At 67.0% G+C, this 11,663-nt stretch carries 12 protein-coding genes and 1 tRNA gene; 9 read left to right on the top strand and 4 right to left on the bottom strand.

Features of this window, described 5'->3' with window-relative positions:
- The first annotated feature begins 12 nt into the window (after positions 1 to 12).
- The 7 genes from ACFULV_RS28240 (at position 13) to ACFULV_RS28210 (ending at position 5,090) form a co-directional block, all read left to right on the top strand.
- Complete coding sequence (locus ACFULV_RS28240) at positions 13 to 363, top strand: hypothetical protein (RefSeq protein ID WP_378661852.1); 351 nt, start codon at positions 13 to 15, stop codon at positions 361 to 363.
- A gap of 31 nt (positions 364 to 394) precedes the next feature.
- Entirely contained in the window at positions 395 to 802 is a 408-nt protein-coding gene (locus tag ACFULV_RS28235) for a hypothetical protein (RefSeq protein WP_378661849.1), read from the top strand.
- Positions 803 to 916: 114 nt separating this feature from the next.
- Positions 917 to 1,813 carry a DUF2637 domain-containing protein gene (locus tag ACFULV_RS28230; RefSeq protein WP_378661847.1) on the top strand — a complete coding sequence of 299 codons (897 nt, stop codon included), beginning with the start codon at positions 917 to 919 and terminating at the stop codon, positions 1,811 to 1,813.
- A gap of 16 nt (positions 1,814 to 1,829) precedes the next feature.
- Positions 1,830 to 3,260, top strand: coding sequence for a DNA cytosine methyltransferase (locus ACFULV_RS28225; protein ID WP_378661845.1), 1,431 nt, complete (start codon positions 1,830 to 1,832; stop codon positions 3,258 to 3,260).
- A gap of 86 nt (positions 3,261 to 3,346) precedes the next feature.
- The gene (locus ACFULV_RS28220) at positions 3,347 to 3,649 is read left to right on the top strand and encodes a hypothetical protein (protein ID WP_378661842.1); all 303 of its coding nucleotides are present in this window, start codon (positions 3,347 to 3,349) and stop codon (positions 3,647 to 3,649) included.
- 16 nt (positions 3,650 to 3,665) lie between these two features.
- Complete coding sequence (locus tag ACFULV_RS28215; RefSeq protein WP_194825525.1) at positions 3,666 to 3,863, top strand: AlpA family transcriptional regulator; 198 nt, start codon at positions 3,666 to 3,668, stop codon at positions 3,861 to 3,863.
- A gap of 630 nt (positions 3,864 to 4,493) precedes the next feature.
- Entirely contained in the window at positions 4,494 to 5,090 is a 597-nt protein-coding gene (locus tag ACFULV_RS28210) for a site-specific integrase (RefSeq protein ID WP_378661839.1), read from the top strand.
- Between the two features lie 93 nt (positions 5,091 to 5,183).
- Here ACFULV_RS28210 and ACFULV_RS28205 read toward each other — a convergent pair.
- From ACFULV_RS28205 to ACFULV_RS28195, 3 genes are all read right to left on the bottom strand, one after another.
- Positions 5,184 to 5,257: transfer RNA gene (locus tag ACFULV_RS28205), tRNA-Pro, on the bottom strand.
- Positions 5,258 to 5,324: 67 nt separating this feature from the next.
- Complete coding sequence (locus ACFULV_RS28200; protein WP_378661836.1) at positions 5,325 to 6,902, bottom strand: hypothetical protein; 1,578 nt, start codon at positions 6,900 to 6,902, stop codon at positions 5,325 to 5,327.
- Between the two features lie 49 nt (positions 6,903 to 6,951).
- Entirely contained in the window at positions 6,952 to 7,914 is a 963-nt protein-coding gene (locus tag ACFULV_RS28195; protein ID WP_101464816.1) for a metallophosphoesterase, read from the bottom strand.
- 122 nt (positions 7,915 to 8,036) lie between these two features.
- Here ACFULV_RS28195 and ACFULV_RS28190 point away from each other — a divergent pair, with 122 nt between their 5' ends.
- Complete coding sequence (locus ACFULV_RS28190) at positions 8,037 to 8,501, top strand: GatB/YqeY domain-containing protein (RefSeq protein WP_378638716.1); 465 nt, start codon at positions 8,037 to 8,039, stop codon at positions 8,499 to 8,501.
- 49 nt (positions 8,502 to 8,550) lie between these two features.
- Here ACFULV_RS28190 and ACFULV_RS28185 read toward each other — a convergent pair whose 3' ends face one another.
- Positions 8,551 to 10,929 (bottom strand): penicillin-binding protein, encoded by a 2,379-nt coding sequence (locus ACFULV_RS28185; protein WP_378661834.1) that lies wholly within the window; start codon positions 10,927 to 10,929, stop codon positions 8,551 to 8,553.
- 372 nt (positions 10,930 to 11,301) lie between these two features.
- On the opposite strand from ACFULV_RS28185, the gene ACFULV_RS28180 reads away from it, so the two are divergent.
- Positions 11,302 to 11,625: a WhiB family transcriptional regulator gene (locus ACFULV_RS28180; RefSeq protein ID WP_056821932.1), complete on the top strand. Its 324-nt coding sequence runs from the start codon at positions 11,302 to 11,304 to the stop codon at positions 11,623 to 11,625.
- The last annotated feature ends 38 nt before the right edge of the window (positions 11,626 to 11,663 follow it).

Genomic DNA, 11,663 nt, shown 5'->3' with positions numbered 1-11,663 from the left:
CAGGAACTCCGTATGGACCTCAACCAGCCCACGCCGGACCCAATCCTGGCACGCGCCAACGACTTGCGCCGCAGCCTCTTCAACGCGACAGCCGCCGCGCAGAACCCCGATCTGATCGACCCCGACTGGCCCCCACGCAAGCCCAATCCTGAACTCGGTCAGATCAAACGCGAGGTCGAAGCCAACTACTACGCACACCTGACCGAGCACCGCGACCACCTCGGCGACCACGAGGACTTCCGCAACGACTTCGAGTTCTTGGACTGGCTCGCCACCGAACGTGCCGACCTGCGCGATCACCAGAGCTGGACCGGTGATCCGGAAGAGCCGCTGCGCCGCAGCGACCGCCGCCGCAGCCGCTGAATCCCACCGACCGCCAAGGAGAAATTCGCTCATGACCACTACCAACTTCGGCCAGCGCTTCCGCAAGGCCGCCCGCCCGACACCCGCATTCGGCAAGAACAGCACCCCCGGCACCACGGTGACCGGATGCATCACCGCCATCGGCGAAGAGCCCAAGCTCAAATTCGGCGGGGCGCCCGGCGAAGTCGAAACCGACGACGACGGGCAGCCGGTGATGCAACTCGTCATCACCATCTACACCGGATCCGGGCCACGGAACCTCTACGTCAGCTGGCGCATGGAACAGGCCATCGGCCGCGCCCTCGAAGACGCCGACCGCGAGGAATTCGCAATCGGCGCGACGCTCTCGGTCACCTACACCGGACCCGACCCCGAGTACACGAAGGCCCGGCTGTTCACCGCCAGCTACACCCCGGCGAAGACACCCGCCGCGAGCTAGCCACCCCAATCCGCCGAGCAGCAACCCGATCAGGGCACCGCCGGGGGAGCACAAAACCACTCGCGCACCCCCGGCGCTGACCGACCCACACGACACCGACGAAGGAGGGCGACAATGACCGCGACAGCAGGCGACACCGCCACCACCAACCCCGCCGAGAAGGCGACAACCAGCCACCAGCAGGCGACAGCAGGCGACAACACTGTCGCCCCGGTGTCGCCCAAACGAATCGACCTCGCCGAAATCACCGCGCTGGCGATGACGCTCGTCATTGGCGCCGGCGCGTTCGCCTGGTCTTTCGCCGCCCTTTCCGATCTATCGGTGATGGCCGGAATCAACCCGAAACTGGCCTGGATCGGCCCCGTTTTCGTCGACGGCGCGATCGTCCAGTCCACCGTCGCGCTGGTCTCGTTGCAGCGCCGCCAACGCGCCAACATCACCGTCGCCCGAGCCACCACCGCATTCTTCTGGGTCCAGCTCATGACCGCCGAAGTGATCAGCATCGTCGGAAATGGCCTCCACGCTGCAGAATCAGGCCAACGTGCACTGCCCGCGATCATCGCGGCCTGCGTCGCCGGCGCAGCCCCGCTCGCAGGCTTGGCCGCAACCCATGGATTGACTGCCCTGCTCGAAGTTCCCCGTGAGCCGACCCGGACGCCCGCGGCTACCACACCAACAGCGAAGTCAGTCGGAATCCTTCCGGAAACTATCGCCGATAGCACGGCGCCACTGGGCGACGGGCAGGCGACAGCAGGCGACGCCGAGGCGACAACAGGCGACACCCCAACCGAACAGGGCGACACCCAGGCGACACCGAGCGAGGTCGATGCGACAGCAGACCGCGACAGCCTCATCCTCGCGATGGCCGCCGAAGGCCGATCGACACGCGAGATCGGACCGGTTGTCGGCCTGCACCACGGCACTGTCGCCAAGATCGTCGCCCGCCACCGCGAGGCCGAACAGGCCCTCGACACCGACACCGGCTTGCGGCTCATCGCTGGCACCTACTGATAGCGAGACATTAACCATGATCACTCTGACTGACCTGTTCTGCGGTGCCGGTGGATCCAGCAGCGGCGCCACGCAGGTGCCCGGCGTGCAGGTGCGCCTGGCCGCCAACCACTGGCCTCTCGCGGTCGAAACCCACAACACCAACCACCCCGACACTGACCACGACTGCGCCGATCTGTCCCAGGTCGAACCGCGCCGCTACGCCCGCACCGACGTGCTGTGGGCATCGCCGGAATGCACCAACCATTCCGTCGCCCGCGGTCGGCGCCGCAACATCGACTCGACACCGGACCTGTTCGACGAGGTGCTGCCCGACGCCGCCGCGGAGCGGTCGCGGGCCACGATGTGGGACGTCGTGCGGTTCGCCGAGCACCACCGCTACCGCTCCGTTGTGGTCGAAAACGTCGTCGACGCCGCGAAGTGGGTGCTGTTCGAGCCGTGGCTGACCGCGATGGACGCTCTCGGCTACCGCCACCGCGTGGTGTATCTGAACTCGATGCACGCCAGCGCAGCCGGCGACCCGGCACCGCAGAGTCGCGACCGCATGTACATCGTGTTCTGGCGCAACGGATCAACCGCACCCGACCTCGACCGTTGGACCAGGCCGCGCGCCTGGTGCACCGGTTGCGACCGCGAGATCACCGCAGTCCAGGCGTGGAAAAACCCGTCACGCCCGTGGGGCCGCTACCGAGCCCAGTACGTGTGGCGGTGCCCGTCGGTGACGTGCCGCAACAGCATCGTCGAACCGGCCTGGTTGCCCGCATCGTCGGTAATCGACTGGAACTTACGAGGTCAGCGCATCGGAGACCGCTCGAAGCCGCTGGCAGCCAAGACAATCGCACGCATCGAGGCGGGGCTGGCGAAGTACGCCACCGAGGCATGCCTCATCCCGGCGGGCGGAACATGGCGGGCGTCCGGGACGCCGGTCAGCGCGGCGTTCCCGGCACGCACCACCCGCGAGACCGACGCACTCCTGGTCCCGGTCGAGGGCCGAGTCGGTAAGCAGGCGATGCCGGTCAGCGCGCCAGTGCGAACGATGACCACAAGGTCGGAAACCGCTGTGCTGGTGCCGTACTACGGCAACGGCACCGCCCGCACCGCCGAAGCGCCACACGGGACCGTGACCACCCGAGATAGGTGGGCGATGGTCGTTCCCCTGCGCAACCACAACACCGCGAAGGCGCTGACCGAGCCGCTCGACACCGTCGCCGCGGCCGGTAACCACCACGGACTCGCGACCGTCGCAGCCAGTTTGGATGACTGCGAGTTCCGGATGCTTGAACCGTACGAGATCAAACAGGCCATGGCATTCAGCCGCGGCTATGTCCTCGGCGGCAACCGCCGCGAGCAGGTCCGCCTCGCAGGCAACGCCGTGACCCCGCCCGCTGCGCGTGACCTGATCAGCGCGGTTGTCGAATCCCTCGACCAAAACAAGAAAGGGGCGTAGCGATGCCCAGGCTGATGTCGGTCTCGCTGACCGAAGACCAAGTGCGCGCGCGGACGAAGACCGTGACACGACGACTCGGGTGGCGCATGCTCGCCGCCGGCGACCGGGTGACGTTGTGCCGAAAGGTGATGGGCCGCCGTCGCGGTGAGCCCCTGGTCCGGATCGTCGACGTTGAAATCCTGTCCGTTCGCCGGGAGCCGCTCAACGTCATCGGCGGAGACGACCTCGCCGCCGAAGGCTTCGCCGCGATGTCGGTCGAGGAGTTCATCGAGTTCTTCTGTGCGAGTCACCGCGGTTGCCAACCGGCGACAGAGGTGACGCGCATCGAGTGGCGCTACATCGAGCCGTCGTCGCCGCTCTTCCCTGATTTCAATACCAACTCACTCTGAAAAGGAGACCCCGACCATGAGCACTGACCGATACCTGCAGGCGAAAGATTGTGCCGAACTGACCGGAATCCCGGCGGGCACCTGGCGCTACTGGGCGCATCTCGGAACCGGGCCGCGGAGCTTCAAGCTCGGCCGCCGACGCGTGTGGCGAGAGTCGACCATCCTGGCCTGGATCGCGGAGCAGGAGCTGGCTGCGACGGACGGAGCGGCCTGACCATGTCGACACGACGGAATCGCCGCGCTGGGGTCGAAGACCTCTGGACGAAGGATGAGCGCCAGGACGACGGAACGGTGCGGCGTGTTCCGTCCAAGCTGGAGGGCAAAGGCAAGCGTTGGCGTGCTCGCTATGTAGATGACGAGGGACACGAGCACTCCAAGCGGTTCACTCGCAAAGTCGACGCGCAGTCGTGGCTTGATTCGCAGGTGAGCACCGTTGTTCAGGGCAGCCACGTCTCGCCATCCTCGGGTCGTGAGCTGTCGGGGATGCGGGTAAGAAGTGGCTCGACTTCCAGGCGCACCTCAAGGAAACAACCAGCTCAACACGCACTTACACGTGGGAAACGCACGTTCTCCCCCGTTGGGGTGGCAAGAGCCTTAAAGAAATTCGGAAGCCCACATCCAGGCGTGGGTCGCCGAACTGGTCGCCGCAGAGACCGGCGTACCCACGATCGAGAACGCGGTGGGGATGCTGCGCATGATCCTCGAATCCGCGGTAGACGACCGGCAGTTGCCGTCGAATCCTTGTGCAGGGGTCAAGCTTCCGCGTCGGAAGCATCGGCCGCATGGGTACCTGACCCATGACCAGGTCGAACAACTCGCCCGCGAGGTTGTCGAGCAGGGGACCGTGATTCGGTTCCTCGCCTATACCGGACTCCGCTGGGGCGAGATGGCTGCATTACGGGTGTCGAACTTCGACATGCTGCGCCGGCGGGTGAACGTCCTGGAAGCGGTCGCGGAGGTACGAGGCAAGCTGGTCTGGTCGACGGCCAAGAACCACGAGCGTCGGACTGTCCCATTTCCCGAGTTCCTGGCCGCCGACCTCGCAGCGCTCATGGTCGGCCAGAGCCGCGATTCTCTGGTATTCCGGTCGCCGAAGGACAAGGCGCTCCGGGTGTCGACGTACCGCCCGCGGGTGTTCAACAAAGCAGTGGAACGGCTGCAGTCGTCTGCCCTCGAAGCCAGGGCCGAGGAGTTGAAGACGGGACAGGGACTTCGCACTCCGGAGTTCCCCAGGGTCACGCCGCACGACCTTCGGCACACCGCAGTCTCGCTGGCGATCAGCGCCGGCGCGAACGTGAAAGCTGTTCAGACGATGGTCGGGCACAAGTCGGCGGCGCTCACCCTCGACACGTACGCGGACCTGTTCCCGGACGACCTCGAGGCAGTCGCCGAGGCGCTCAACGTGGCGGCGCTGGCCGCCCGAAAACGCGCTGCGTACTGACTGCGTACCCACCCAGCTGCCGAGGGCGGACAGCAAAGAACCCCTGACCCAGGAATCCCAGGTCAGGGGTTCTTTTGTGTCTCAACCAACACGTCGGGGTGACAGGATTTGAACCTGCGACCTCTTCGTCCCGAACGAAGCGCGCTACCAAGCTGCGCCACACCCCGTGAGGCGAACCTGAAGTAGCTTACAACGTGGGGTCGTGAAACGTTAAATTGGCTGGTCAGATGGGGGTTAGTCGAGGGATCTGATGGAGCTGAAGATGCGCTTGGCCTCGGCGGCGTCGATGGCGCCGGGAACGCCGGTGTCGGCGATCATGACCATGACGAAGCTGCCGTCCTTGGCGCCTTTGAAGGCGTAGGTGTAGACGGAGTAGGTGCCGGCGCAGCCGGGTTTGGGGGCGGGGACGGTGCCGGTGGTCTCGGTGAACATGCCCTCGGTTTTGCCGTCGATCGATTTCAGTGGCTGGGCCGGGCCGGGGGTGCCCTTCGAGCCCTGGTAGGCGAGGGGGGCGGCCTTGGTGCCGAGTTCGGCGCCCGCCGCGGCGTTGTCGGCGTTCTTGGAGCCGGTGAGCAGCGACATGGTGCGGGTGGAGTTCGGGCAGTAGTCGCGGCCGTCGGAGGCGTAACCCTTGCCGATCACCGAGTCGCCGGGGGGTTCACCGACGCCGCCGATGGTGGTTTCGGTGGCGACCTTCCAGCCTGCCGGGACGTCGTAGGCGGCGCCACGGTCAGGGGAGGCGACCACCTGGTAGCCCTCGATCAGGGGTTTGCGGTTCGACGCGGCGCCCGAGGGCGCGGGGGTGGTGGTGCTGGGTTTGGGCTTGCTCGACGAGGCCGGCGCCGGGGTGGTGGACAGGGCGCTGACCATCGAAGGAGTGCCGCCCGCGGTGGTGGTCGGCGCGTCGTCGCCGCGGGTGAGCGCGACCGCGGTGATCGTGCCGCCGACCAGAAGTAGCGCCGCCACACCTGCCGCGGCCCAGATCGCCGCCTTGTTCCCGGATTTCTGGTTGGGCGGGAGAGGCTGGCCGTACGTCTGGATGCCTTGGTGATCCAGCGGGGGGATTTCGCCGTATTGCTGCGGTGCCTGCTGCTGCCAGCCCGGTGCGCCGACCCTGGTCGGATCTGCCTGCCCGGCCGGCGCGCCCCACTGCTGCTGACCGGGCGGATTCGCCGGACCGCCCCACTGTTGCTGCGCACCGGCCGAGGGGCCGCCCCACTGCTGACCGGGAGGCACCGGCGCGCCCCACTGGCCCGGAGCCTGTTGTCCGGCAGGCGGATTCGTGCCCGGCTGCCACTGCTGATTCGAACCAGGTTGTCCGCCAGGAAAATTGGCGCCGGGAGCTACCGGTCCGCTCGGCTGCGGGGCCCCGGGGTGCCACTGCTGGCCAGGTTGCCCGGCAGGCGCATGTTGCCAAGGCTGATTCGAACCCGGCTGACCCACAGGCGGATTCGCCCCTGGCCAGGGTGCCGGCTGGCGCAGCTGGGTGGGGTCGGCCTGTCCTGGCTGCGGAACCTGCTGTCCCGCAGGAGGGTTACCGGAATCCTGCCAATCCTGCGGACCCGCCGGTGCCCACTGCGTGGGTTCGGGAAGCCCGGGTGGTGGACCGGATCCGTCCCAGCGCAGGGTCGGCGGGAGGCCGGTGCTGCCCGGCGTCCACACCGCGGTGGAATCTGGTGCGCCCGGATTCGGCTGTTCCGCAGCCGGATCCGGCGAACCGGGCCGCTGCCACTGCTGGTCGGGCTGGTCCGGTGCGGCGGACCCGCCGAATACGGTCGGGTCGTCGCGCCTGTCGTCGGATCCACTGCTCACGGTCGTCTCCTGATGACACCTCAATGACAATGTCGTTCGGAGCCAGACCCTAGCGGGCGACGGCCTCCGAGGTCGAAATGCCGAAGCCGGTGTCGGCGGACGGCCGCTTGGGCTGGGCGCCGACCAAGGTGAGCAGCGTGGCCTCGGGGCGGCAGCAGAAGCGGTAGGGAGCCCACGGTGAGGTGCCGATGCCGGCCGAGACGTGCAGCTGGGTGTGCTCGCCCCACTGCGAGGCGCCCTTCACCCGGGACTTGTCGATACCGCAGTTGGTGACCAGCGCGCCGTAACCGGGAACGACCAGCTGCCCACCGTGGGTGTGACCGGCCAGCACCAGGTCGTAGCCGTCCTCGGCGAAGCGATCGAGCACGCGCGGCTCGGGCGAGTGCGTGACACCGATGCTGAGCTGGGCCAGCTGGTTCGGTGCGCCCGCGACCGTGTCGTAGCGGTCGCGCTGCAGGTGCGGGTCGTCGACGCCGGCACTGGCGATGCGGATGCCCGCCACCTCGAGGTCGCGCCGGGTGTGGGTCAGATCGAGCCAGCCGCGCTCGGTGAATGCCGCGCGCAGGTCCTTCCACGGCAGCGGATCGCCGTAGACGCGACGGTGATCTTTCTTGAAATACTTCAGCGGATTCTTCGGCACCGGCGCGAAATAGTCATTCGAACCGAACACGAACAAGCCGGGTCGAGCCAGCAGCGCACCGAGGGATTGCACCACCGCGGGCACGGCCTTGGGATGGGAAAGATTGTCGCCGGTATTCACGACCAGGTCGGGTTCGAGGCGGTCGAGTTCGCGCAGCCACTGCTGTTTGAGCTGCTGGCCCGGCATCATGTGCAGGTCGCTGACGTGCAGAATGCGCAACGTCGGCGAACCGGGCGCGAGCACCGGCATCGTGGCTTCGCGCAGGACGAACGCGTTCCGTTCGATCAGCGTGGCGTAGCCGATGCCTGCGACGGCGGCCCCGGCGGCTCCCAACGCGGTTCGGCGGACAGCGGACGTCGAGATAACGGGCATTTGCCCAGCATAGGCGACCCCCTCCCGGATCGGCGCGTGTGTTTCCGCACAAACGGTCTGGAATTTCCGTCGCGACGGAAATGTGATGGGACTCCACTGAGCGAACGACTACGGTAAACCGCATGTCGGAACTGAAAGCCAAGCTGCGCGCGGATATGACCACCGCGATGAAAGCCAAGGACAAACTGCGTCTCGCGACCCTGCGGATGCTGCTCGCCGCTATCCAGACTTCCGAGGTCTCCGGTACGGAGGCGCACGAACTCTCCGATGCCGATGTCGTGTCGCTGCTGCAGAAGGAAGCCAAGAAGCGCAACGAGGCGGCCGTGATCTACGAGCAGAACGGTCGCGGTGAACTGGCCGCGAACGAGCGCGCCGAGGAACAGATCATCGAGGAGTACCTGCCGACCCAGCTCGACGACGCGGAGGTGGCGCAGGTCGCCGATACCGCGATCGCCCAGGTCGCCGAGCAGCTCGGTGAGCGCCCGGGAATGAAGCAGATGGGGCAGGTCATGAAGGCCGCCACCGCGCTGGCCGACGGCAAGGCCGACGGGTCGCGGCTCTCCGCCGCGGTCAAGGCCCGGCTGTAGAACGAACGAAGGCCGCCGTCCGAATCGGACGGCGGCCTTCGTCGTGTGACTAGCGCGGCACCGGGATGGGGATCGGAGGCAGGCGCGGAATCTGCGGCAGCCCCGGAATCACCGGTGCGGGCGCGGCGGGCGGGGGAGTCGTCGGCGCGGGCACCCGGACGGTGCCGTCACTGATGTAGATCGTGACCACCGAGCCCGGAATGGCCGACCCGTTCGGCGAACTGCCCATCACCGTGCCCTTGGCCTGCGAACCGGCGCCCGTCACGGCGGAGACCTGGAAGCCGGCGCCGGACAGGATCGAGGTGGCCTCGCCCTGCGACTTGCCCGCCACATCGGGGACCTGGGAATTGTTCGCGCCGCGGACGTACTTGTCGTCCACCGGCGGCAGGCCCGGCGGTGGGAACCGGTCCATCAACGGCTTGATGGCGTTGAACCACGTGCGGGCCGGTTCGTTACCACCGAACAGGCCGGAGGCATCGCTGGCGCCGCAGTTGCGCAGCGGGAACGAGCAGATCTCGCCGGGGGTCGGGCTGTCGCCGTAGACGTAGACCGACGAAGCCAGCGCGTTGGTGAAGCCGAGGAACGCCGAGGAGCGGTGGCTCTCGGTGGTGCCCGTCTTACCCGACATCGGTGCCGACCACCCGGCCGCGCGCGCGGCGCCCGCGGCGGTACCGCTGACGTCGTCCTTGCTCATTGCGTTGGCGAGGGTGTTGGCCAGACCCGGGTCGACCACCTGCTCACAGGCTTGCTGGGTGAGCGGAACGGTCTTGCCGCTGCGGTCGACGACCTCCTTGATCGGCGAGGGCGGGCACCACTTGCCGCCCGAGCCGAGCGTGGCGGCCACGTTCGTCAGTTCGAGCGGGTTGATCGCGAACGGGCCGAGGGTGAACGAGCCCATGTTGTTGTTCTTGATGTGGTCGGCCAGGCTCGAGTTGCCGTGCCCGGAGGTGCCGGGGTTGGTGTAGGACCGCATGCCGAGGCGCACGGCCATGTCCACCGCGGCCGAGACGCCGACGTCCTGGATCATCTTCACGAAGGTGGTGTTGGGCGAGGTCGCGAGCGCGTCGGTCACCGACATCGACCCCGGGTAGTTGCCCGCGTTCTTGACACACCAGGAGTCGGCCGGGCAGCCCGGCGAGTTCGAGTAGCCCATGCCCCTGGCGGCGTAGGTGCCGGGGACATCCACCTGGGCGGCGATGCCGAGGCCCTTCTCCATCGCGGCGGCGGTGGTGAAGAGCTTGAAGATCGAGCCCGCGCCGTCACCGGCCATCGAGTACGGCTGGCCGAGCAGCGTCTCGTTGGCGTCGCGGTTGAGGCCGTACGTGCGGCTCGACGCCATCGCGAGGACGGGGTGCGAATCCTGACCGGGCGCGACCACCGACATCACCTCGGCGATGTTGTCGAGGTTGGGGTCGGCCTGCTCGTTCACCGAACGCTTCACCGATTCCTGCAGCACCGGATCGAGTGTGGTCTTGATCAGGTAGCCGCCCTTGTCGATCTGCTCGCGGCTGATCCCGGCCTCGGCCAGGTACTGCAGCGCGTAGTCGCAGAAGAAGCCCTTGTCGTTGGCGGAGATGCACCCGCGCGGCAGGCCCTTGGGTTCGGGCAGCACGCCGAGCGGTTCGGCCTTGGCCTTGCGGAATTCCTCGGCGCGGTGCGGGATGTTCTGGATCAGCGTGTCGAGCACGGTGTTGCGGCGGTCGGTGACGCCCTGCACATTGGTGTAGGGGTTCAGCTTGGAGCTGGACTGCACCATGCCCGCCAGCATCGCCGACTGGGTGATGCTGAGCTGGGACGCGTCGATGCCGAAGTAGGTCTGCGCGGCGTCCTGGATGCCGTAGGAACCGTTGCCGAAGGGCACCAGGTTCAGGTAGCGGGTGAGGATCTCGTCCTTGGACAGTTCGCGGTCCAGCGTGAGCGCCATCCGGATCTCGCGCAGCTTGCGCGCCGGTGTCGTCTCGATCGCGGCGCGGCGTTCGGCGTCGGTCTTGGCGACCACGAGCAGGTTGAAGTTCTTCACGTACTGCTGGTCCAGGGTCGACGCGCCCTGCTGCACGGCACCCGAGGAGGTGTTGGTGAGGAACGCGCGCAGCGTGCCCTGCCAGTCCACGCCCTTGTGGTCGGAGAAGCGCTTGTCCTCGATGGACACGATCGCCAGCTTCATGTTGTTGGAGATCTTGTCGCTCGGTACTTCGAAGCGGCGTTGCTCGTAGAGCCACGCCAGCGGCGACCCGTTCGCGTCGACCATCGTCGACACGGCGGGGACCGTGCCCTCCACCAGTTCGGCGGAGACATTGTCGACGGCGTCGGCGGCGCGGTTGGAGATGAATCCGAATCCACCGGCCAAGGGGAACAACAGCCCAGCGACAAGCACGGCGGCCAGCGCGCAGCTGCCGGCCAGCCTCGCGAGCGTTTGAGTGATCGGCACGATCCCAGACTAGAGGGTGGGGTGGTGAGGTTCACGGCTGTGCTGCTCGACGGGGAATGTCCGCGCGGTGCCAGGGGGGTTGCTCGGGCGTGTCAACAAAATGATCACATCGGCGTGTCGCGACCGGCCACGCCGGTGATCAGCACTACTGCGCGGTTCTGGCCCGATTTGAATGGACGCCCGTACCAAAAAATCGGGGGGCGGTCTTGCGTAACCGCCATACCTTTACCTAGATTGAGAACCCAGTGTGATAGAGCTAACACTCAAAGTGGAATGTGGTGCGGGACGCAGCGGTAGTTGGGTTGCTGTGATCCGCGCTCGCGATTCTGGAGCGCCGCACAACGGTGTTCGGACTGCAAAGGGGCACATCAAATGCACATCACAACCCCCATCGCTCGACTGGATGTAGAGCAGGCCGAGGCAAGGATCGCTTGGGTTGCCCAGGCGCGATGCAAGGAAGTGGACCCTGATCAGCTGTTCGTTCGCGGTGCGGCGCAGCGCAAGGCGGCAACGATCTGCCGTCACTGCCCAGTGCTGATGCAGTGTGGTGCCGACGCCCTCGACAATCGTGTCGAGTTCGGTGTGTGGGGCGGGATGACCGAGCGGCAGCGGCGTGCGCTGCTCAAACAGCATCCCGACGTGACGTCGTGGGCTGAATTCTTCAACGCCCAGCGGCAGCACCAGGTGGCTATCTAGCAGACGAGACCGGACCGTTATCACAAACGGCGCCGAGA

Origin of the sequence: Nocardia sp. NPDC057272 (assembly GCF_042668615.1) — a bacterium.
In the GTDB taxonomy this organism is placed as follows: Bacteria; Actinomycetota; Actinomycetes; order Mycobacteriales; family Mycobacteriaceae; genus Nocardia.
Note: the sequence above shows the minus strand (reverse complement) of the source record. Positions and strands in the feature narration are given on the sequence as shown.

Excerpts from the sequence above, each read along its gene's own strand:
- ACFULV_RS28230 (WP_378661847.1), top strand. The coding sequence starts at position 917 with ATGACCGCGACAGCAGGCGACACCGCCACCACCAACCCCGCCGAGAAG.
- ACFULV_RS28220 (WP_378661842.1), top strand. The coding sequence starts at position 3,347 with ATGCTCGCCGCCGGCGACCGGGTGACGTTGTGCCGAAAGGTGATGGGC.
- ACFULV_RS28225 (WP_378661845.1), top strand. The coding sequence starts at position 1,830 with ATGATCACTCTGACTGACCTGTTCTGCGGTGCCGGTGGATCCAGCAGC.
- ACFULV_RS28215 (WP_194825525.1), top strand. The coding sequence starts at position 3,666 with ATGAGCACTGACCGATACCTGCAGGCGAAAGATTGTGCCGAACTGACC.
- ACFULV_RS28235 (WP_378661849.1), top strand. The coding sequence starts at position 395 with ATGACCACTACCAACTTCGGCCAGCGCTTCCGCAAGGCCGCCCGCCCG.
- ACFULV_RS28190 (WP_378638716.1), top strand. The coding sequence starts at position 8,037 with ATGTCGGAACTGAAAGCCAAGCTGCGCGCGGATATGACCACCGCGATG.
- ACFULV_RS28180 (WP_056821932.1), top strand. The coding sequence starts at position 11,302 with ATGCACATCACAACCCCCATCGCTCGACTGGATGTAGAGCAGGCCGAG.
- ACFULV_RS28195 (WP_101464816.1), bottom strand. The coding sequence starts at position 7,914 with ATGCCCGTTATCTCGACGTCCGCTGTCCGCCGAACCGCGTTGGGAGCC.
- ACFULV_RS28240 (WP_378661852.1), top strand. The coding sequence starts at position 13 with ATGGACCTCAACCAGCCCACGCCGGACCCAATCCTGGCACGCGCCAAC.